The 20,466-nt window shown below is 69.5% G+C and carries 25 protein-coding genes; 7 read left to right on the top strand and 18 right to left on the bottom strand.

Annotation, left to right across the window (positions count from 1 at the left end; genetic code table 11):
- Nucleotides 1–16 precede the first annotated feature (16 nt).
- Nucleotides 17–400 carry a hypothetical protein gene (locus MW290_RS26875; RefSeq protein WP_250197422.1) on the top strand — a complete coding sequence of 128 codons (384 nt, stop codon included), beginning with the start codon at nt 17–19 and terminating at the stop codon, nt 398–400.
- On the opposite strand, the gene MW290_RS26870 is transcribed toward MW290_RS26875, so the two are convergent.
- From MW290_RS26870 to MW290_RS26825, 10 genes are all read right to left on the bottom strand, one after another.
- The gene (locus tag MW290_RS26870) at nt 382–1,287 is read right to left on the bottom strand and encodes a YihY/virulence factor BrkB family protein (protein ID WP_250197421.1); all 906 of its coding nucleotides are present in this window, start codon (nt 1,285–1,287) and stop codon (nt 382–384) included. The genes MW290_RS26875 and MW290_RS26870 overlap by 19 nt on opposite strands.
- A 119-nt stretch (nt 1,288–1,406) precedes the next feature.
- Nucleotides 1,407–1,724, bottom strand: a complete 318-nt coding sequence (locus MW290_RS26865; RefSeq protein WP_375142860.1) for a BON domain-containing protein — start codon at nt 1,722–1,724, stop codon at nt 1,407–1,409.
- A 61-nt stretch (nt 1,725–1,785) separates the two neighbouring features.
- On the bottom strand, nt 1,786–2,334 hold the full coding sequence (locus MW290_RS26860) for a ferritin-like domain-containing protein (RefSeq protein WP_250197420.1): 549 nt from the start codon (nt 2,332–2,334) through the stop codon (nt 1,786–1,788).
- A 43-nt stretch (nt 2,335–2,377) separates the two neighbouring features.
- Nucleotides 2,378–2,560, bottom strand: coding sequence for a DUF1328 family protein (locus MW290_RS26855; RefSeq protein ID WP_250197419.1), 183 nt, complete (start codon nt 2,558–2,560; stop codon nt 2,378–2,380).
- A 232-nt stretch (nt 2,561–2,792) separates the two neighbouring features.
- Nucleotides 2,793–3,404 carry a hypothetical protein gene (locus MW290_RS26850; RefSeq protein ID WP_250197418.1) on the bottom strand — a complete coding sequence of 204 codons (612 nt, stop codon included), beginning with the start codon at nt 3,402–3,404 and terminating at the stop codon, nt 2,793–2,795.
- Nucleotides 3,401–3,784: a hypothetical protein gene (locus MW290_RS26845; protein ID WP_250197417.1), complete on the bottom strand. Its 384-nt coding sequence runs from the start codon at nt 3,782–3,784 to the stop codon at nt 3,401–3,403. Before MW290_RS26845 ends, MW290_RS26850 begins: the two co-directional genes overlap by 4 nt.
- A 111-nt stretch (nt 3,785–3,895) precedes the next feature.
- The gene (locus MW290_RS26840; protein WP_250197416.1) at nt 3,896–4,285 is read right to left on the bottom strand and encodes a hypothetical protein; all 390 of its coding nucleotides are present in this window, start codon (nt 4,283–4,285) and stop codon (nt 3,896–3,898) included.
- An 89-nt stretch (nt 4,286–4,374) separates the two neighbouring features.
- Entirely contained in the window at nt 4,375–4,539 is a 165-nt protein-coding gene (locus tag MW290_RS26835) for a DUF1328 domain-containing protein (protein WP_046115482.1), read from the bottom strand.
- Between the two features lie 155 nt (nt 4,540–4,694).
- Nucleotides 4,695–5,516: a hypothetical protein gene (locus MW290_RS26830; RefSeq protein ID WP_250197415.1), complete on the bottom strand. Its 822-nt coding sequence runs from the start codon at nt 5,514–5,516 to the stop codon at nt 4,695–4,697.
- On the bottom strand, nt 5,516–6,901 hold the full coding sequence (locus tag MW290_RS26825; RefSeq protein WP_250197414.1) for a CHASE3 domain-containing protein: 1,386 nt from the start codon (nt 6,899–6,901) through the stop codon (nt 5,516–5,518). Before MW290_RS26825 ends, MW290_RS26830 begins: the two co-directional genes overlap by 1 nt.
- Before the next feature lie 47 nt (nt 6,902–6,948).
- Between MW290_RS26825 and MW290_RS26820 the strand changes: the two genes are divergently transcribed.
- The gene (locus tag MW290_RS26820; protein WP_250197413.1) at nt 6,949–7,581 is read left to right on the top strand and encodes a response regulator; all 633 of its coding nucleotides are present in this window, start codon (nt 6,949–6,951) and stop codon (nt 7,579–7,581) included.
- 41 nt (nt 7,582–7,622) lie between these two features.
- Here MW290_RS26820 and MW290_RS26815 read toward each other — a convergent pair whose 3' ends face one another.
- The gene (locus MW290_RS26815) at nt 7,623–8,033 is read right to left on the bottom strand and encodes a response regulator (protein ID WP_250197412.1); all 411 of its coding nucleotides are present in this window, start codon (nt 8,031–8,033) and stop codon (nt 7,623–7,625) included.
- Nucleotides 8,034–8,453: 420 nt separating this feature from the next.
- Here MW290_RS26815 and MW290_RS26810 point away from each other — a divergent pair, with 420 nt between their 5' ends.
- A complete protein-coding gene (locus MW290_RS26810; RefSeq protein ID WP_250197411.1) occupies nt 8,454–9,008 on the top strand; it encodes a hypothetical protein in 555 nt (184 codons plus the stop codon).
- An 11-nt stretch (nt 9,009–9,019) separates the two neighbouring features.
- A complete protein-coding gene (locus MW290_RS26805; RefSeq protein WP_250197410.1) occupies nt 9,020–9,529 on the top strand; it encodes a hypothetical protein in 510 nt (169 codons plus the stop codon).
- Nucleotides 9,530–9,576: 47 nt separating this feature from the next.
- Here MW290_RS26805 and MW290_RS26800 read toward each other — a convergent pair whose 3' ends face one another.
- The gene (locus tag MW290_RS26800) at nt 9,577–10,002 is read right to left on the bottom strand and encodes a DUF2177 family protein (protein WP_250197409.1); all 426 of its coding nucleotides are present in this window, start codon (nt 10,000–10,002) and stop codon (nt 9,577–9,579) included.
- 79 nt (nt 10,003–10,081) lie between these two features.
- Nucleotides 10,082–10,498 (bottom strand): BLUF domain-containing protein, encoded by a 417-nt coding sequence (locus MW290_RS26795; protein WP_250197408.1) that lies wholly within the window; start codon nt 10,496–10,498, stop codon nt 10,082–10,084.
- A 140-nt stretch (nt 10,499–10,638) separates the two neighbouring features.
- Between MW290_RS26795 and MW290_RS26790 the strand changes: the two genes are divergently transcribed.
- On the top strand, nt 10,639–11,394 hold the full coding sequence (locus tag MW290_RS26790; RefSeq protein ID WP_250197407.1) for a Crp/Fnr family transcriptional regulator: 756 nt from the start codon (nt 10,639–10,641) through the stop codon (nt 11,392–11,394).
- A 10-nt stretch (nt 11,395–11,404) separates the two neighbouring features.
- Here the strand turns inward: MW290_RS26790 and MW290_RS26785 are convergent, their stop codons facing one another.
- Genes MW290_RS26785 through MW290_RS26770 form a run of 4 tightly spaced genes read right to left on the bottom strand, consistent with a single transcriptional unit; the run spans nt 11,405 to nt 15,294 of the window.
- Entirely contained in the window at nt 11,405–12,028 is a 624-nt protein-coding gene (locus MW290_RS26785) for a PqiC family protein (protein ID WP_250197406.1), read from the bottom strand.
- Nucleotides 12,025–13,833: a PqiB family protein gene (locus tag MW290_RS26780; protein ID WP_250197405.1), complete on the bottom strand. Its 1,809-nt coding sequence runs from the start codon at nt 13,831–13,833 to the stop codon at nt 12,025–12,027. Before MW290_RS26780 ends, MW290_RS26785 begins: the two co-directional genes overlap by 4 nt.
- Nucleotides 13,820–14,560 (bottom strand): paraquat-inducible protein A, encoded by a 741-nt coding sequence (locus tag MW290_RS26775; protein WP_250197404.1) that lies wholly within the window; start codon nt 14,558–14,560, stop codon nt 13,820–13,822. The genes MW290_RS26780 and MW290_RS26775 overlap by 14 nt, the downstream gene beginning before the upstream one ends.
- Nucleotides 14,561–14,568: 8 nt before the next feature.
- Nucleotides 14,569–15,294 carry a paraquat-inducible protein A gene (locus tag MW290_RS26770; RefSeq protein ID WP_250197403.1) on the bottom strand — a complete coding sequence of 242 codons (726 nt, stop codon included), beginning with the start codon at nt 15,292–15,294 and terminating at the stop codon, nt 14,569–14,571.
- Between the two features lie 105 nt (nt 15,295–15,399).
- Here MW290_RS26770 and MW290_RS26765 point away from each other — a divergent pair, with 105 nt between their 5' ends.
- Together MW290_RS26765 and greB are read left to right on the top strand one after the other, a co-directional pair.
- Nucleotides 15,400–17,568, top strand: coding sequence for an AsmA family protein (locus MW290_RS26765; protein ID WP_250197402.1), 2,169 nt, complete (start codon nt 15,400–15,402; stop codon nt 17,566–17,568).
- Entirely contained in the window at nt 17,565–18,134 is a 570-nt protein-coding gene (greB, locus tag MW290_RS26760) for a transcription elongation factor GreB (protein ID WP_250197401.1), read from the top strand. The genes MW290_RS26765 and greB overlap by 4 nt, the downstream gene beginning before the upstream one ends.
- Before the next feature lie 13 nt (nt 18,135–18,147).
- On the opposite strand, the gene MW290_RS26755 is transcribed toward greB, so the two are convergent.
- On the bottom strand, nt 18,148–20,421 hold the full coding sequence (locus MW290_RS26755; protein ID WP_250197400.1) for a RelA/SpoT family protein: 2,274 nt from the start codon (nt 20,419–20,421) through the stop codon (nt 18,148–18,150).
- Between the last annotated feature and the right edge of the window lie 45 nt (nt 20,422–20,466).

Genomic DNA, 20,466 nt, shown 5'->3' with positions numbered 1-20,466 from the left:
CAAGAGGAGCAGTGACATGGATACCCCCAGCCCCCAACAGGACGCGGACGACGGCTTCCAGCGTTGGTACGTCGGCGGCACGCCGAGTGCCGACGACCTGGAGCCGGCACCGCCGCCACCGGTGGCGCCTGTCCGTCGGCACGAGGGCTGGGTGGCCGTGGCCGGCAGCGTGGCCGCGCTGGCTTTGCTGTGGGGCTTCTACGGCGTGGTGGACGATGCCGTGGTGCGTGGTGCGCAGCGCCAGCTGCAGCCCATGGACCCCGCGGCGGAGATGGCGCGTGCCAGCCAGCTGCCCGCCGCCGACAGCGGCGAGGCTGCCGGCGAGGCGGACCGCACGCATGCGGTGTACACGCTGCCCACGCAGCCCGGTACCTCGCTGCATTACACCCGCTGGCCCTGAGGCGCGGCGGGCTCGCCGCGCGCCACCGCGCCGATCTCCACCGCCACCGCGGCGCCCAGCAGGAAGATCTGGCTCGACCAGTACACCCACACCAGCAAGGCCGCAAAGGACCCTGCGGCGCCCAGTGCGGACTGCGTGGCCGTGGTGGCGACATAAAGGCTGATGGCGTAGCGGCCGAGCATGAACAGGCCGGCGGCCACTGCGGCACCGATCAGCGCGTCACGCTTGGGCAGCCGCGTGATGGGCAGCCAGCGGATCATGGCGGCGAACAGCAGCGTGATCACCGCCCACGACCACAGCCCCTCGACCACCGCCAACAGCGGGGCCAGCAGGGGCCAGCGGGTCGACACCCACTTCAGCGCCACCAGCGCAGCGGTTTGCACCAGCAGCGCCACCGACAGCAGGAAGCCGCAGCCCAGCACCATGCCGGCGGCCAGCAGCCGCACACGCAGCAGGCGCCACCAGGCGGCGCCCACGGGCTTTTCGTTCAGCATCGATTGCAGCGCGGCCCGCATCTCGACGAACACCGCGGTGGCGCCGATGAGGGTGGTGCCCAAGGCCAGCCAGGAGCCCCAGGCCGTGTTCTCGGACGACAGCCGCCCCGAAGCCTGCTCCAGCAGCTGCTGCAGCACCTGCGTCTCGCGCGGGCCGATCAGCCGCGACATGGTGTCCAGCAGCGAAGCCTGCGCGTTCTGGTCGCCCAGCAGCCACACCATCACGCTGGTGACGACCACCAGCATCGGTGCGATCGAGAAGGCGGCATAGAAAGCCACCGCGCCGCCGTGGCTGGGGCCCTTGGCCTCGCTGAAGCGGTCGAGCGCCGCGATGGCAATGCGCACCGGCAGCCACTGCATCAGCCGTGCGATCCAGGTCTTGATGAAGTCCATCGGCCGAGTGTCGCCCTTTCATGGGGTGGCGCAGATCGAACAAAGGCCCGATGTCCGGGAGGAACATCGGGCCCGGGCGGGCAGCCCGCGTGGGCTGCCTGCAGTGCAGGTGATGCCGCTTACGGGCGGACCACGATGGAGTTGCGCACGCCCTTGACGTTCTTCACGCCACCGGCCAGCGACTCGGCAGCTGCCTTCTCGGCCGAGCTCTTGGCGAAGCCGGACAGTTGCACCGTGCCGTTCAGCGTTTCCACGCTGATGGCAGCGGCGTCCACCTGCTTGCTCTCCACGAACTTGGCCTTCACCGCGGTGGTGATGGCCGCGTCATCCACGTAGGCGCCGGCGGTCTGCTGGTCACGGATGACGGCGCAGCCGCCCATGGTGGTCAGGGCGACGGCGGTGACGATGGCGGCGAGGGTGGTACGGGCATTCAGCATGGAAGTTCTCCTTCTCTCTAACGGGTCGGGTGTGGTGGTTGTGGGTATCAGCCTGCCAGGGTCACTGGTCCAGCAGGTCGGCTAGCTCGTCGGCGTGCTCTTCTTCATCGCGGAGCACGTCTTCGAGCAGCCTGCGGGTGGTCGGGTCCTTGTCGCCGATGAGATCGATCATCTGGCGGTAAGTCTCGACCGCAACACGCTCGGCCACGAGGTTGGCCCGGACCATGGCCTTCAGGTCCTTGGACTCGTCGTAATCGGCGTGGCTGCGTTGCAGCAGCGTGGCCGGCGAAAAATCAGGCTCGCCGCCCAGTTGCACGATGCGCTCGGCGAGTTTCTCGCTGTGCGCGGTTTCTTCTTGCGCATGCACCAGGAATTCATCGGCGATGGCCGGCGAATTCATGCCTTTCGCGGTGAAGTGGTGGCGCTTGTAGCGCAGCACACACACCAGCTCGGTGGCCAGTGCGTCGTTGAGCAGCTTGACGATCTGGTCGCGCCAGGGGCCGTAGCTCGGCGTCACGGCGCCTTCATCCAAGCTGCGCTTGGCAGCCTCGATGGCTTCTTCGTTGAGCTTGAGTTGCGGTTCGGCGGACGAGTTGCGGTCTTGCTTCATGGGTCTTGCCTTCGGGGTGAGACGAGTGTGTGGGTGCGGTGGGTCAGAGGCTCTTCTTCACCGCGCCGATGCCCAGCAACGCCAGCGCCACCACCACGATGAACAGCACGAGGAACACGAAGAACAGCACCTTGGCGATGCCGGCTGCACCGGCGGCGACGCCGGTGAAACCGAGCAGGCCCGCCACCACCGAGATCACTGCGAATATCAGGGCCCACTTCAACATCGCGCTGTCCTTCCGTTGTCGATGAATGCACTCTAGGTTTCAGACCGTGCAGATCGAATCGGATGCCGGGCTTTTGCGATGTAGGACGGAACCCCGTGCTTCGTTACGTTTGAAGCACACACGAAAAAAAAGCGCGCCGAAGCGCGCCTGGAAAGCCCGTCGCCATGTGACCGAAGTGCTGAGGGAGGAGGGAGAGATGCACTTCGAACGACGGGCGTTGGGGTCGGGGTCGTCAGGGCGGCGGTGGCGCCGGGCTCGGCGCCTCGCGTCGCCCGCCTGCAAACTTCATCAGCGTGCCGATGACGGTATCGATCGGCACCGCAGCAATCACGCGTGAGGCCACCTGCGAGGCCAGGCCGGCGAACAGCGCTGACTTGAGCACCAGGCGCCAGGGCCGCATGCGCACCAGCACCGCACCTGCGAGCAGCGCGGCAGCCACCATGGCCACCGGGTGGCGGCGCACCAGCGGGCCCGCTGCGTCGCGCAGGGTGGAGCCTGCGATGACGCCGAAGGCATGCACCGGGTGGCTCTTCCACCAGTTGCTCACCGCGTCCATCACGGCCGCGGCCATCGGGTGCTCATGCAGCTTGGCCATCAGCAGGTCGATGCCAGGCAGGGACGATGCATCGCCCACCGTGGCCTTGCGGCGGCGCTTGCCACCTTCGGGTTCGATCAGGAAGCCGCGGATGCGCGCCCGCGACAGCGCCAGCCGTTCGGCCGGCGACAGCAGCGCGCGTTCGGCCGCGGCCTGCTCGGCCAGCTCCTCAGGCGTGGGGCCGGCCTCGGCGGGTGTGGGGGTGTGAGGCGACTGCGGTGCCGCGGCGTCGTGAGGATGCTGGTTCATGACGCGCTCACTTCGCGCAGCAGCGCGGCATCGGCCGCCAGCTGTTCACGCAGGGTGGCAAAACCACGGCCCTTGGCCTGACTGGACAGCGCCGAGAAGCACCCCAGCGCCACCACCGCCGGCACCGCGGGCACCACCCACAGCAGCCAGGCGGCGCGCATCGAGGCGTCAGGCGTCACCGCCCACAGCATCAGTGCCGTGCCCAGCATCAACACCGCCACCGCGGCCGAGAGGCCACCCACGGCGCCCAGCAGCAAGCTGCGCTTCCAGCGCGCACTGGCCGCCTGGACTTCCTGGGCGATGAGGTCGGCATAGCCTTCGGCATGCTCGGCCAGCATCTGCGGCTGCGAAGCGATCAGGCGGAACAAGGCATGGAACATGGGCGGCGGGTCAGGGGCTGGGGAACTGGAGCCTGCCAGAACTGCGCGGCGGCGACAAAAAACGGCGGGCACTGCAGCATGCTGCAGTGCCCGGTGGGGGCGCAGAAGACCTTAGTCGTCGCGCGAGGAACGGCTCAGCAGCGAGACCAGGGCCATCAGCGCGGCGCCGGTGGCAGCGGCGATGAGCATGGACTTCACCGGCTCGTCCTTGATGTAGCCGACGGTGTTGTCGGACACGCGGACCGCACGTTCGCGGATCTGCGCGCTGCGCTCACGCACGGTGTCCAGACCGCGGCGGGCCAGCGTCTCGGCCTCGCTGGCCAGGCGGTTGATCGCCGGCACGGCGGTGTCGCGCAGCTCGTGGATCTTGTCCGACAGCTGGTCCAGCGACTCGTTGGCCAGGCGTTGGGTCGAGCGGATCGCGCTGTCGGCAGACTTCGCGGCCTGATCGGCGACATCGTTCGCGGTCTTGGCCGGGGCTGCAGACGTGGTGGAAACCATGGTGGATCCTTTCTTTCAGTTATGGGGGAGGGAGTCAACCGCCAAACTGCACGCGGTGCGGCATTAGGTTAACGGCTGAGGACGGGGCGTCAACCCTTGCGGATGGCACCCATGATGAAGCTGGCGACCGCCAGGATCACGAACACGAAGAACAGGATCTTCGCGATACCCGCGGCACCAGCCGCGATGCCACCAAAGCCGAACAATGCCGCGACGAGCGCGATGACGAAGAAGACAACCGCATAGTGCAACATCAGGTTCTCCTTAAGGGGCATCGCCCTCCTGTGATCGATGGAGAGAGATTAAGTTGCGCCTGGTGCCGCGCCCATGAGAGGGCGGGCCGCCCTGCTGTCGGTGGACCCGGCGGCACGCTGTAGGAGTCGGCCGACAGCGCTGCGCTACAGGCGATTCAACGGCCGGTGATCAGCTGCCAGGCATGCGGCAGGCTGCGCGCTTCGGGCAGCCAGTGACCGATCAGCAGGCCGGCCGCCACGGTGGCCAGCAGCACCACGGCCATGGGCCCGGCGGTGCGCCGCACCACGTGCATCAGCCAGCCTTCGCGCCGGGCCTGCAGCGCCAGTGCACCGCCGGCTGACGCGAAGGCGATTTCCACGGCCACCCCCAGCAGGATGTCAATCCCGAAAAGGCCAAAGACCGCGAAGCCCAGCGCAGTGGCCAACAGCAGGGCCGCACCCACCACCACGGCCACCGGCACCACCACCACCGCTGTCTCGTCCAGGTCGGCGGCATCGGCCAGGCCGCCGGCCACGCGGCGGGCGCTGGACACCCCGTCGGCCGCCCCTTCCCAGTGGCCATTGGCACCGGCGCCGGCGAAGTCGCCGCCGCCAGCTTCCGGCAGGCCGCTGGCGCAGGACGGGCGAGCCTTGGCCGTCGTCAGGTCGGCGATGCCACTGAGCGCATCCACCGCGTCGGCCGGATGGAGGTGGTTGTCACGCGCGAGCATCCAGCGCGCCCACAGGTGCATCAGGCCCAGATAGGCCGCATAGGCGCCCAGCAGGGCCAGTGCGTGGCGCAGCGCCAGGGCCTGTACGCCTGCGTGCATCAGCAGGGCCGACAGGCCCCAGCACACCGCCAGCGTGAGCATGGCGATGCAGCACACATGCACCCGCAGCCAGCGGCGCTGCAGCAGGTCGCTGCGCACCTGCTGCTCGAAGCGGGCGCTCTGGCCGGCGCGCCGGCCGCCCGCCCGTGCCGGTGGCAGCGGCTGCATCAGGCGGGCGTGGCCGCTGTGGTGGCGGGCTTGACCGGCAGCAGCGCCGACACCTGCGTGCCCAGCCCCGGCGCCGAGACGATGCTGAGCTGGCCACCCGCGGCTTCCACGCGGTAGCGCATGCCCAGCAGGCCGTGGGCCGAGCGCGTCTGGCTGCTGGTGTCGAAGCCCACGCCGTTGTCGCGCACCGCCACCTGCACCTTGCCGTCGTCCTGCTCTTCCAGCGTCAGCTCCACGCGGCTGGCCTGCGCATGCTTGGCGATGTTGGTGAAGGCTTCCTGCACCAGGCGGTAGGCGGTGAGCTCATCGGCCGGCTTCAAGGCCACCGGCGTCATCTGGTTGATGACCTCGATCTGGCTGCGCTCGCCGAACTCGCGCGCCAGGATTTCCAGCGCCGGCACCAGGCCGAAGTTGCTGAGCGTGGAAGGCCGCAGGTCTTCGATGATGCGGCGCTTGAGCGCGATGCCGCTGTTGAGCGTCTCGCTCAGGTGGGCCAGCCGTTCGGCCGCTTCCGGCGAGTTGCCGCCCAGCCGCGACTTGATGCGGGCCGCGTCCAGCTTGGCCGCGGTGAGCAGGGCGCCCAGTTCATCGTGCAGTTCGCGCGCCAGGCGGCTGCGCTCGTCCTCGCGCGCGGTCTGCAGGTGCTGCGCCAGCTCGGTGAGCTGGCGGGTGCGCTCCACCACCTCACGCTCCAGTTCGTCGCGCTGGCGCGCCATGGCCAGTGCGCGCTGCTCCTGTTCGGCTTCGAGTGCGCGCGTCTGTCGCAGGTACATGAACAGGGCCAGCAGGCTCACGGCGCTCATGGCGCCCACGCCGATGCGGTGCAGCAGCAGCGTGTCGTAGATGCCGCGACGGCCCGACTCCACGCGGCTCGATTCCACGGCCATCAGTTCTTGCGACAGGTTTCGGATCTCCGCCATCTTTTCTCTTCCGATGTCCAGCAGCAGCAGCTCACGCCATGCATCGTGCTTGCCTTCCCGGTAGAGGCTCATCACGGTGGCCAGTTCCGAGAGCTTCGCATCCACCGCCTGGTTCATGCGTGCCATGGTGCCGGCCTGGGTGGGCATGGAGGCGTAATAGTCGCGCAGGAACTGCTGCGATGCATGGATCTCGTCGAGTGCCGCACGATAGGGGTCAAGGTACTGTTCGCGCCCGGTCAGCAGGAAGCCTCTCTGCCCGCTCTCCGCATCCACCGTGCGACGCAGCAGCGACTGCAGGTGCTCGCGTGCATCGCTGATGCGGCCCGTCTCGTCGAGGGCCTGCGTGGCCTGCAGGTAGGCCGTCTCGGTGATCAGCACCATGGCCAGGCCAGCCACCAGTGCCAACGGAAACAGGAAAGGACTGCGCTTGACCCGCGCCAGGATGTTCAGGGCCGCGGCTTGCATCTACACTTGCCTTCGTATATCAGACGATCGTTAGGGTTGTATCGAGCATGATCAGAATCGCCATCGTGGATGACCATGCCATTGTGCGCTCCGGTCTCAAGCAGTTCTTCTCGGAGCAGGTGGACCTGCGCGTCACCGGCGAAGCCGCCAACGGCCGTGAAGCACTGGACCTGGTGCGCAAGGGTGAAGTCGACGTGCTCGTCATGGACCTGTCCATGCCCGACCAGAGCGGCGTCGACGCACTCGCGGCCATCAAGGCCCGTGCGCCCGACCTGCCGGTGCTCATCCTGAGCGGCTTCCCGGAGGAGCACTACGCCACCACCTTGCTCAAGCAGGGCGCCAGCGGCTACCTCAACAAGGAATGCGATCCGGAGGAGATCGTCACCGCCATCCGCACCGTGTACCGTGGCCGCAAGTACATCACCTCGGGCGTGGCGCAGCTGCTGGCCGATGGGCTTTCGGGCGCGGGCGACAAGGCCCCGCACGAGACGCTGTCCGAGCGTGAGTTCCAGGTGTTCCTGCGCCTGGCCAAGGGTGAGACCATCGGCCACATGGCCGACAGCATGTCGCTGAGCGTGAAGACGGTGAGCACCTACCGTTCGCGCGTGATGGAGAAGATGAACCTCTCGTCCAACAGCGACCTCACCTACTACGCGCTGAAGAACGGGCTGATCCAGTAGCCCTGCAGGGCGCAGGGCGGGCGCCCCTTGCGGGGCGCGCCTCAGATCAGGTCGCCGTGGTGGGTATCGCCACTGCCGCCAGCGGCCAGGCGCTCGCAGTAGTTGATGAGCGCATCGATCTCGTTGCTCTTGTCGAACACCTTGTCGGCGCCCAGTTCGAGGCACTTGCGCCGCATGTCCGGCGTGGCGTAGTTGCTGAAGACCACCAGCTTGCAGCGACCGCGCGCATGCACGGTGGAGCGCAGCACGCCCAGACCCGAACCGCCCTTGAGGAAGATGTCGATGATCACCAGGTCGCACTGCTGCGCGTGGTGATTGAGCCAGAAGACGGCACTCGACTCGTCTTCGGCGGTACCCACCACTTCCAGGGGCACCATCTCTTCCAGGGTCGCGATGAGATTCTCGCGAATGACCGGGCTGTCTTCGACGATGTAGGTCTTCAGGTTCACCATCGAGGGCTGCGGCGTCGGGGCGGTGCCTGCGCGCGCCGCGGGGGGCGCTGCAGGCTTTGTTCTCGCCGGTGGGTGATGGCTACCAATATTCAACGACACGATCCATGTCCCGGCGCGCTCAGAAAACTTTAACAGCCACCCGTGGGGCCTGACGTCAGATGTTTCCTACAGGAGCACGCGACCGTAGGGCACTGACGGTGCACGGGACGAGGCTCCATTGAGCCCCAGGCGCTGCTTGCCGGCCATCGGCTTGCAACCCAATGCCATGTCGGACATCGCCTTGCCATGTCACTGTGTCATTTGCGGTAGGACGCGAACTACGGCGCCTCAAGGCGCAGTCCGCTGTCCCCCGGGTCGGGGGCGTCCAGATACTCCATCGCACTGCAAAACCCTGTTGCAGGCGTAGAAGGAGATCGACAAATGAACAAGCCCCTGATGCTCAAGACCGTGTTCGTGGCCGGCGTGCTGGCGATGTGTGGTGGCGTGCGTGCCGCCGACAACCTGCCCAGCGCCGAATACAAGGCCATGAAGGAGCGCATCAGCGCCGACTACAAGGCCGACAAGGCCGCCTGCAACTCGCTGGCCGGCAACGCCAAGGACGTGTGCGAAGAAGAAGCCGAAGCCAAGGAAAAGGTGGCCAAGGCCGAGCTGGAGTATCGCAAGAGCGGCAAGCCGGCCGATGCCGAGAAGCTGGCCATGGTGAAGGCCGAGACCGCCTATGAAGTGGCCAAGGAACGCTGCGACGACAAGGCCGGCAACGAGAAGGACGTGTGCGTGAAGGAGGCCAAGGCCGCCGAAACCCGCGCCAAGGCCGATGCCAAGGCCGCCCGCAAGACCGGTGAGGCCCGCAAGGACGCCGCCGAGGACAAGCGCGAAGCCAACTACGAAGCCGCGGCCGAGAAGTGCGACGCGATGAGCGGTGATGCGAAGTCGCAGTGCGTGGCCAGCGCCAAGGCCCGTTTCGGCAAGAGCTGAAGCTGACCGCCATGGCCCAGGTGCTGGACGGCCTGGCGGCCGATGAGGCCCGGCTGAGCCGCCTGCTGGACACCTATGCGGTGGTGGAGGGCCGGCCCGACGCTTCGGCGGAGGGCCAGGCCCTGGCCGCGCAGCTGGCGATGGAGATGCATGCCTACTCGCTGGCCGTGCGGCAGGCCTTGCATCCGGCCCTGCCGGATGCGGGCGAGCTGCTACCGCAGGACAGCGACGGTCTGGCCCAGTGCGAGTGGCTGGCGGCCCGTGCCGCAGCCGCGGACCTCAGCGGCCCGCAGCGCGATGCGCTGGTGCAGCAGTTCCGCGAAGCCCTCGACAAGATGCGCGCCCACCAGCGCAGCGCCTTGTGGCCGCGGCTGCCTGCCGACCGCCTGGCCGCGCTGGATGCCGATTACCGGCACAGCGCCCAGGCCGCCCGTGAAGCCTGGAAGCGCTTGCGCGACCGTGGCCAGAACCCCGAGGACGAGGCGGCCGATCCGGTGGGCCAGCCCCAGGACCCGAAGTGACAACCCGCTGCCAGGTCCGTCGCCGGACCTGAGAGCGGTGCGGGCCTTCAGGCTCGGCCAGGGGCCAGCGCCGGTGCCTTGCGGCGGAGCGCGGCCAGGCCGCAGGCCGCCGCCACCGCGCTGATGAAGGCGCCCCATGCGATGTCGATGACCACGATGTGCACCGGCCAGCCCTGCAGCGTGGCCAGGTTCGTGAGGTCGTAGGTGGCATAGGCCAGCGCGCCATACAAGGCACCCAGCAGCCACGCCTGCCGCGGCATCGCCGCGCGGAAAGCCGGCAGCACTGCGAACACGACGATACCCACCGGATAGGCCAGGTAGAAGACGATGGCCGCACCCCAGCGCGGTTCGGGCAGCAGCAGATGCCCGATGGCCGCCTGGTAGACCGAGGGCATGATGACCCCCAGCCATACGGCGTCCAGCGCCAACATGCTGAGCAGCGCACCCAGATAGGCAATGATCGAGACGGGCATCGGCCAAACTCCCAGAGGTTTCAACGCCCGGCATCATGCCCGTGGGCGCCGGTGCCGGTATGGGGCTGAGAGCCCCGCCTCAGGGTTCGAGTTCCAAGCGCGGCAGCGCCTGCATCAGCCGCTGGGTGGCGGCTTCGCCCGTCAGCGCTGCCACCGCGTCGATCTCCGCTTCGTCGTAGGCCAGGCCATAGCTCATCGGGTGCCCCGGCAGCCGGCGCGGGCCCACGCGCGTGGCCGCATGCAGGCGCCGGAAGCCGGTGTGCCGCGGGTCGGCGCTGATGCGCAAGGCCAGTGCATGCACCATGTCCGCCGGCCCTTCCAGGTAGTGGCAGAAGCGCCCGCCATCGAACACCAGCAGCCCGGTGATCTGATGCGCCGCATTGAAGCCGCGCGAGCGGCGCACGATGTCGGCGATGGCCGCGACCGGGACCGAAGGTTCCAGCTCGCTGGTGTAGAGCACTTCGTAGAACGGACCCTGGGAAGGGGATGCAGTCACTGCGCCTCGGCGTGTTTTGTAACGGCAGGCAGGCTAACCTCGGCACGCGGGCCGCGCCATGTCAAAAGACATGGCGGATTTCAATGCTGCACTTACAAGATACTGCGCTCGATACTGCGGCAACCATCCCTGCCGGATTGATGAACACACCTGCCCTGCCGCCCACCCGCACCGTGCCACCCTGCACCGCCTGCCCGTTGCGGCAGATGGCGGTGTTCAAGCCCATCTCGCACGACGAACTGCTGTTCCTCCAAAGCTTCAAGGAGGCGCACATCACCGTGGCCGCCGGCCAGCCGATCGTGTGGCAGGGCCAGCCGGCCACGCTCAGCACGCTGTACTCGGGCTGGGCCTTCCGCTTCAAGTCGCTGACCGACGGGCGGCGGCAGATCCTCAACTTCGTGCTGCCGGGCGACCTGATCGGCCTGCAGGACCAGAGCCACGAGGTGTCGCCGCATGGCGTGGAGGCGCTCACCGACGTGGAGCTGTGCCGCTTCGACACCGACCGCTTGTGGACGCTGTACAGCCGCTTTCCCAAGCTGGCGTACGACGTGACCTGGCTGGCCGCGCACGAAGAGAGCATGGTCGACGAGAACCTGCTGACCGTGGGCCGGCGCAGCGCGGCCGAGCGGGTGGCGATGCTGATGCTGCACCTGTACAAGCGCTCGGTGGCGCTGGGGCTGGCCCAGCAGGGCCGGGTGCCCTGGCCGGTGAACCAGCAGCACATCGCCGATGCGGTGGGCCTGTCGCTGGTGCACACCAACCGCACGCTGCGCAAGTTGTATAGACAGGGCCTGTTCGCGGTGGAGGGTGGCTGGCTGTACCTGCCCGACCCGGGCGCGCTGGGCCGCCTGGCCGACTACTACGAGCAGCCGGTGCCGCGGCGGCCGTTGATCTGAAACTTGTTGCTCAGCTGCCGGATGCCCGCGCCACCACGTCGGCCCAGCGGGCCAGCGCGGCGCGCATCGCCGCCACCAGTGCGGCCGGGTCGTCGCCGCCGGTGGCCGGCACCGTGACGTCGAACACCTGCGGCGTGGCGGCCGGGCCGGCCACGCCGGCGTTCGGGTCTCCGGGCCGCAGCGTCCACACCACCCGCAGCCGCGCCTGCGCCGGCGCGGCGCTGAGGTCGAAGCGCTGCACGTCCGCCACCAGCCGCCATTGCGGCGTGCCACCGACGCCGGCCGGCCAGGCCGTGACGGCCGTGCCGGGCATCCGGTCGGACAGCAGCAGCGCCAACGCCCGCGGCAGCTGGGCCTTCACCGGCTCGATCCAGCGCTGACCTTCCTGCACCGTGAGCCCGGTGCCGGTGGCCACCACCAGTGACGAGCGGTCCACCGCATCGGGCACCGAGATGCGGCCCACCTGCAAGGTGGCCACGCGGGCCGCGGCCGGCGCCGGCGTGGCGCCACCGGCCGCCGGCTGCGCATCGGCCGGCAGCACGCTGTGCCAGGAAGGCGGCGGCGAGCCGGCGCAGCCGGCCAGCAGCAGGGCCGCGGCCAGCGCGCCTGCGGCCAGAAGGGGGCGCGGTGTCATCGTTCGTTCTCCGTCTCAACAGGAAATGCCGGGCCGCCCCAAGTTTCCTGGGCCCCCGCGGGGGGCGGGCTGGGCGCAGCCCGGCCCTGGGGGCGGTCAACAGGGTTGAGCCGCTTGCCGCGCAGCAGCGACTCGGGCTGGCGGTCCAGCGTGTCGGCCAGCTGGCGGATGGCATCGGCCGCCCGCGAGAGGTCCTGCATCGCGGCCCGCAGGTCCTGCGGCAGCGGCGCGTCCTGGGCCAGCAGGCCGCGCACTTCCTTGATGGTGCTGCGCGTCTCGTCCAGCGTCTGGCGGGCGCTGGGCACCAGCTCGCGCTGCACGCTGCCCATCGTCGATTCCAGCGACTTGGTGGCGCTTTCGATGCCCACCAGCGCTTTGCTCAGGTCGCCGGCCAGCTTCTCGAAGGGCACGTCTTCCAGCCGGTTGGCGATGCGGGCCACCTGGGCCTGCAGCTCGCCGAAGGCATCGCGCACCGTCGGGATCTCGCGCTGGCCTTCGGTCAGGCCGGCCACCTTCTCGCCCCGGTGCTCGGGGAAGAAGTCGATGGCCACGTAGCGCTGGCCGGTCAGCAGGTTGGCGCTGCGCAGCTGGGCACGCAGCCCGCGCTCCACCGAGCGGCCCGACAGCAGCCGCTCGATCGGGAAGCGGGCGCCGTTGCCGCCCACGCCGTCTTCGGTGCGGCGGTTGTTGTTGGGCTCGCGCGAGGCCACCGTGGCCGCGGTGTCGCGGTAGATGTGCAGCTTGACCGGGAAGGCGAAGCCGCCGCCCTCGCGGTCGAAGCGGATGCCCAGCGAGGCCACCTCGCCGATCACGAAGCCCTTGAACTCGACCGGCGCACCCACCGCCAGGCCACGGACCGAATCGGTGAACACGGCGGTGTACTCCAGCACCTGCGCCGCGCCGCGGCGCAGCGCGGCGGCCTGGCCCTCGAACAGCGTGAAGCTGCTGCCCGTGGTGGCGGGCGTGCTGGCGTCCAGCTCGGGCGGCGTCTCGAAGGCCACGCCGCCCACCAGCACCGACAGCAGCGACTCGGTGCGCAGGCGCAGGCCGGTGCTGGCGTCGAACGACACGTCCACGCCGCTGGCATGCCAGAAGCGGCTGTTGGTGCTGACGAAGCGGTCGTAGGGCGCCCGCACGAACACGCGCAGCCGCAGGCCCTGGCCATCGGGCGCCAGATCGGCCGACAGCACCTGGCCAACGCGCACCCGGCGGAAGTACACCGCCGAGCCGATTTCCAGCGAGCCCAGGCTGCTGGCCTGCAGCACGAATTCCTTGCCGGCCTCGTCCACCGACACCACCGGCTGCGTTTCCAGCCCGGTGAACTGGCGCTGTGATTCGGCGCTCTTGCCGCCGTCCACGCCGATGTAGGCGCCCGACAGCAGCGTGGTCAGGCCCGACACCTCGCCGCCTGCCACGCGAGCGCGCACCACCCAGAAGCGCGAGTCTTCCACCAGCAGCGGGGCTGCATTGCGTTCCATCTGCGCCGTCACCAGCACGCCCTTGAGGTCGGGCGCCAGCTTCACCGCCGTGACCTGGCCGACATTGACGTTGCGGTACTTGATGCGGGTCTTGCCCGCCTCGATGCCTTCGCCGGTGGCAAAGCGGATGGTGATGGTGGGGCCGCGCTGCAGCCATTCGCTGGCAGCCAGCCAGCCCACGGCCAGCACCGCGATCAGCGGCACCAGCCAGATGGCCTGGGCCATCGACCAGCGGCGGCGGCGTTCGGGCACCGCCTCGGGGATGTCGGGCGGCAGGGCGGGGGCCGGCGGACGGGCCGGCCGGTCTTGGGGGTCATCGGGCTGCATCGGGCTGCCGGTCGTCGGCTCGGTCGGAAGAAGGAAGGCGGGCGCAGGCGGCCGGCGCCCCGGGCGCCTGCCACAGCAGGCGCGGATCGAAGCTTTGCGTGGCCCACAGCGTGAGCCACACCACGGTGCCGAAGGCCACCACGCCGGGGCCGGCCGAGACCTGCGCGGCCGGGCCCAGCTGCACCAGCGAGGCCAGCATGCCCACCACGAACACGTCCAGCATCGACCAGCGGCCCACCGTCTCGATCAGCCGGTACAGCGTGGTGCGGTGGGTGCGGCCCCGCTGCCAGCCCAGGTGCACCGCCAGCACCAGGTAGCTCAGCACGCTGAGCTTGAGCAGCGGCACCAGCACGCTGGCGATGAAGACGATGGCCGCCAGCGGCCAGGAGCCGGCCTGCGCCAGCGCCACCACGCCGGACATGATGGTGTCGGCCCGCTCGCCCACGGCCGAGCGGGTGATCATGATGGGCAGGGTGTTGGAGGGCACGTACAAGGCCGCCGCCGCCAGCAGCAGCGCGGTGGTGGTGCCCACGCTGCGGCGCAGCGGGCCGCGTAGCTGGGCTTCGCAGCGCGGGCAGCGGCCGGGGCCCAGCCTTTCGTCGGCCGGGGCCTTGAGCACCAGCAGGCAGGCGGGGCACTGCTGCAGGCCGCATTCATGCAGCGTGGGGCAGTGGTCCGCGGCCGGCTGCGCGGGCCGGGCGGGCGGGCGGCGGGTGAACCAGCGCATCGGCATCGCTAGCGCAGCCGCACTTCGCGCGGGTCCAGCAGCGCCCACGCATCCACCGGCGACAGCAGCCGCAGCGCGGCCAGCCGCAGGGCCATGAAGGCCATCAGCGCCACCAGGCCGGGGCCGACGACCAGCGTGGCCAGCTGGCCCAGCTTGACCAGGGCCACCGCAGTGCCCAGCACCAGGATCTCGGTCATGTTCCAGTCGCGCATGCCCTGCCATAAATGCAGCACGGGGCCCAGCCAGCGCGGCGGCGGCCGCAGTGCAGCGGGCGAGCGGGCGCGCCACCACAGCGCCACCGCCACCAGCAGCATGGCCGCCATTTCGGTGGCCGGCGCGATGACGGTGGTGATGAACAAGGCCGCCGACAGTGCCAGCTTGCCCTGCTGCCACAGCACCACCGCGGCACCGCTGAGCGTGACCGAGCTTTCCAGCCCGCGCAGCGCCAGCGACACCATGGGCTCCAGGTGGGTGGCGATGATGCACACCCAGGCCGCGGTGAGCAGCGCGATCACCCCCGACAGGCGCGATGCCGATTCGGCGCTGGCCCCGTGGTGCAGCGTGTGCAGCGGCGATTCGCAGCGCCAGCAGGTGGCGGGCTGGTCGGCCTGAACTTGGTTCAGCGCGTCACACAACTCGCAGCCGACCAGCCAGCTGCCCGAGGCACGGGTGGCTTTGGCAGCAGGGGTGGGGGCGGTGGCGGGCAAGGGCGGTGGGGCGTGGGTGTGTGACAAGGCGCATGATGCCGTGGCCGGCGGCGCGGCAGTGTAGGTGCTGTCCGACGGTGCTTGTGGGCGCGGTACGACCATGCGCGCAGGCGCCGCTTTCCACAATGGCACATGACTCCCAGCACCCCGTCGACAGCCGCTGCTCCGTCCGCCTCCCGGTCCGCTTCCCGCCGGCCGCGCCGCTGGCTGCGTGTGCTGGGTGGCGTCATCGTAGGGCTGGTCGCATTGCTGCTGATTGCCGAATTGCTGGGGTGGCGTTTCCTGCGCGGGCCGATCGAACGTTATGCCACCGACGCGCTGGGCGCGCCCGTGCGCATCAGCGCGCCCTTCCGCCTGCACCTGCTGCGCCCGCCGCAGGCCAGCGCGGGTGCGCTTTGGGTGGGTGCCGCGCCCGGCAGCCAGGCGCCTTTCCTGGTGGATGCCAGGAACGTGCTGCTGCGCTGGCGCTGGGGCGACGTGAACGACTTCCGCCAGGGCGGGGCGCTGCGCATCGTCGCGCTGCAGGCCGACCAGCTGGAAGCCCATGTGCTGCGGCCCAAGGATGGCGTGGCCAGCTGGCAGTTCAAGACCGACCCTGAGCAGCCCCAGGTGGAGCGCGACCCGCCGCGCGTGGAGCGGGTGCGGCTGCGTGAGGCCGCGATCCACGTCGACGATGCCGTCACCGAGGTGAAGGTGGAGGCCCATGCCCGGATGCGCGAAAGCGCGCCCGCCGCAGGCGCTGCCTCGGCGCCGGCGGCGTCCGGCGCTGGCGGTGCGGAACGAGATTTCGGCCTGGAGGCCGATGCGCAAGGCACCTGGCGCGGCATGCCGGTGAAGCTGGAAGCCCGCTCGCCCCAGGTGCTGCCGCTGCTGGACGACGAGCATCCTGCGCCGCTGCAGGTGAAGGCGCAGGCCTTGATCGGCCGCGCCAAGCTGGCCTACGACGGCCTGGTGCACGACCCGCTGGGCGCACGAGGCATCGAAGGCGAGTTGCGCATCAGCGGTCCGTCATTGGGCGCGGTGGGCGAGGCCTTGAACGTCACCCTGCCCACGACGCCGCCCTTCAACCTGGTGGGCACGCTGCGCCATACCGACCCGGTGTGGCATGTGGCAGTGAGCACGGCCACCATCGGCAAGAGCGCACTGCGGGGCACCTTTGCGTACGACCCGCAGCCGGCCACGCCCAAGCTCACCGGCGAGCTGCTGGGCAAGCGGCTGGACCTGGCCGACCTGGCGCCGGCGGTGGGTGCCGACGGCAAGCCTTCCACCCCGCCGCCCAACACCCGCAACGGCGGCCCGCGCGTGATCCCCGACCGCAGTTTCGACCTGCCTTCCCTGAAGGCGATGGACGCCGACGTGCATGTGGCGCTGGACGAGCTGAACCTGAACACCAGCGCGCTGGAAACGCTGCGGCCGCTGGCCGGGCGCATCGTGCTGGCCGGTGGTGTGCTGCGCATCGAAGACATCAAGGCCACCACCGCCGGCGGCAGCGTGACCGGCTCCACCGGGCTGGACAGCACCACCAAGCCACCGCGCTGGGACACCGACCTCAAGCTGCGCGGCGTGGACGTGGCGGGCTGGCTGAAGGCCGCGCGCAAGGACAACGCCGACGTGACCGCCCGCAGCAGCAAGGCCAAGCTGGAACGTGAGCGCGAAGCGGCCCGCCAGGGCAGCGGCCCGGTCACGGCCTACATCACCGGCGAGCTGCAGGCCGAATTCAAGCTGCGCGGCCAGGGCAACTCCACCGCCCAGCTGCTGAGCACGCTGGACGGCAGCGCCCGCGCGGTGGTGCGCAACGGCACGCTGTCGCACCTGATCGTGGAAGCGCTGGGCATCGACGTGGCGCAGGCGCTGGGAGTGTTCGTCTCCGGCGACAACAGCCTGCCGCTGAACTGCGCGGTGGTGGCTATGGACGCCAAGCAGGGCGTGCTGACGCCCAGCGTGGCCGTGCTGGACACGCGCGACAGCACCGTGGCGCTGAGCGGCACCATCGACCTGAAGAACGAGCTGCTGAACCTGCGCAGCGAAACCAAGCCCAAGGACTTCAGCTTTGCCACGCTGCGCTCGCCGCTGCTGCTGACGGGCAGCTTCGCCTCGCCGGAGGTCGGCATTGCCAAGGGCCCGATCGCCGCCCGCGTGGCAGCCGGTGCGGCACTGGCCGCGGTGGCCGGGCCGCTGGCCGCGCTGCTGCCGCTGCTGGACCCAGGCAGCGGCGAAAAGGAAGACAACTGCCAGGCGCTGGTGCAGAAGTCGGCGCCGGGCAAGGCCGAACCCGCGAAGGCCGCAAAATCGCGGCCATGAACAAGGCGTTCACCAAGGAAACCGACCGCGAGGACGACGACGACGAAGTCGGCGGCCTGCCGCCGCTGCCTGCCGGCACCCGCAACTACATGACGCCCGCCGGCTACCAGCGCCTGCGGGCGGAGCTGCTGGCGCTGATCGACGGCGAGCGGCCCAAGATCGTGGAAATCGTGTCCTGGGCGGCCAAGAACGGCGACCGCTCGGAAAACGGCGACTACCTCTACGGCAAGAAGCGGCTGCGCGAGATCGACCGCCGCATCCGCTTTCTCACCAAGCGCCTGGACGTGGCCGAGGTCGCCGATCCTTCGGCCCACCACGGCAGCGACCAGGTGTTCTTCGGCGCCACCGTCACCTATGCCAACGGCAAGGGGGAGGAGCGCACCATCACCATCAAGGGCATCGACGAGGTGGACAACCTGGCCGGCGAGGTGAGCTGGATATCCCCCATCGCCCGCGCGCTGCTCAAGGCCCGCGAAGGCGACGAGGTGACGCTGATGACCCCGGGCGGGCTGGAGACGGTGGAGGTGCTGGAGGTGCGCTACCCGGCGCCGCAGCCAAAGGGCTGAGGCGCCGCGACGATCAGGGCTTGACGCGCGCCACCCGCAGCACGGCGGGCGCGCGCTTGAGGATGCGCAGCACGTCGGCCAGGTGCAGGCGGTCGCGCACCGACAGCGTCAGCCGCATCTCGGCGGTCTGGCCGTCGCGCTGGTCGTCCATGTCGATGTGGGTGATGTCGGCCTCGGCGCTGTTCACCGACTGCGCCACCCGCGCCAGCACCCCCTTGCCGTTTTCCAGCAGCAGGCTGATCACGGTGTCGAACGGGCGGCTCAGTTCTTCGGCCCAGCCCACGCGCAGGAAGTGCTCGGGGTCGCGCTCGTGCAGGCGCTTGCCGATGCTGCATTCGGCCGTGTGCACCGTCAGGCCCTCGCCGCGGCCCAGGTAGCCGACGATGGCGTCGCCCGGGATCGGCTTGCAGCAGGTGGCCAGTTGCACCGAGGCGCCTTCGGTGCCGTCGATCATCACCATGCCCTGGCTGGGCACGCTGTCGTCCACCGCATAGCGGCCCATCGACAGCGTCACCGCATCGGGCCGCGCGCCGCGTTCCACCATGTTGTGGGCCAGCCGCTTGGCCACGATGTTGGCGATCTTCTTGCCGAGGCCGATGTCGGTCATCAGCTCGTCGCGGTTGCGGTTGCCGCTCCAGCGCGTGAGCTGCTGCCAGGTGGCGGTGGCGGTGGCATCGGCCGGGTCGTAGGAGGGCATCAGCATGCCCTCGGCGCGCAGCGCCTGCGCCAGCAGCTTCTCGCCCAGCGCCCGCGACTCCTCATGCTCCATGTTCTTGAGGTAGTGGCGGATCTTGCTGCGTGCGCGGCCGGTGCGCACGAAGTTCAGCCAGGCCGGGTTGGGTCGGGCGCCGGGGGCGGTGACCACCTCCACCACGTCGCCGCTCTTCAGCTCGGTACGCAGGGCCACCGGCTCGCCGTTGACGCTGGCGGCCACGCAATGGTCGCCCACGTCGGAGTGGATGGCGTAGGCGAAGTCCACCGCGGTGGCGCCGCGCGGCAGCGCCAGGATCTTGGACTTGGGGGTGAAGACGTAGACCGCGTCGGGGATCAGGTCGATCTTCACGTGCTCCAGGAACTCGGCCGAGTCGTTGTTCTCGTCCTGGATGTCGAGCAGCGACTTCAGCCACAGCGCACCCAGCCGCTGCGCTTCTTCGGGCTGGTGCACGTCCTTGGTCTTGTACATCCAGTGTGCCGCGATGCCGCTTTCGGCCACCGCATGCATGGGCTCGGTGCGGATCTGGAACTCCACCGCCGTGCCCAGCGGGCTCACCAACGTGGTGTGCAGGCTCTGGTAGCCGTTGGCCTTGGGAATGGCGATGTAGTCCTTGAAGCGGCCCGGCACCGGCTTGTACAGCTGGTGCAGCACGCCCAGCGACAGGTAGCAGTCGCTCAACGTGGGTACCACGATGCGAAAGCCGAACAGGTCGCTCACCTGCGCGAACGAGGTGTGCTTCTCGTTCATCTTGCGGTAGATGGAGTAGACCGTTTTCTCGCGGCCCGAGACCTGCACCTTCACCTTGGCGTTGGCAAAGGCCTTTTCCACCTCGCGCTGCACGCGGTCGACGATGTCGCGGCGGTAGCCGCGCGAGCGCTGCACCGCCTTCATCAGCGCGGCATGGCGCCAGGGGTGCAGGAACTGGAACGACAGCTCCTGCAGCTCGCGGTAGGCGCGGTTCAGGCCCAGGCGGTGGGCGATGGGCGCGTAGATCTCCAGCGTCTCGCGGGCGATGCGGGCGCGCTTTTCGGGCGCCATGCCCGTCATCGTGCGCATGTTGTGCAGGCGGTCGGCCAGCTTGATCAGGATGACGCGCACGTCGCGCGCCATCGCCAGCAGCATCTTGCGGAAGCTCTCGGCCTGCGACTCCTCGCGGGTGCTGAAGTGCAGCTTGTCCAGCTTGGTGAGCCCGTCCACCAGATCGGCGGTGGCGGCGCCGAAGTGCTCGATCAGCTGCGGCTTGGTGACGCCGCAGTCCTCGATCGTGTCGTGCAGCAGGGCGGCCATGATGGCCTGCGCGTCCAGCTTCCAGTCGGCCACCAGGCCGGCGACGGCGATGGGGTGGGTGATGTAGGGCTGGCCGGTGGCGCGGTACTGGCCCAGGTGGGCCGCGTCGGCGAACTTGTAGGCCTCGCGGATGACCTTGACGTCGGTCTTGGGCAGGTAGCCCAGCTTGTCCAGCAGCGCCGCGAAGGAGGCGGCCTCCTGCGGTTCGGACGAGCGCTGCGCAGCAGAGCGCGCGGCCACCAGCGCGCTTGGCAACAGTTCAGCGGCGAACGATCGGATCCCCATGGCACCGAATCTAGCAGGAGTGTCGGCGCGAACCGCTGCGCCGTG

Origin of the sequence: Aquincola tertiaricarbonis (genome assembly GCF_023573145.1) — a bacterium.
GTDB lineage: Bacteria > Pseudomonadota > Gammaproteobacteria > Burkholderiales > Burkholderiaceae_C > Aquincola > Aquincola tertiaricarbonis_B.
This window is presented reverse-complemented; position numbering and strand designations above follow the sequence as displayed.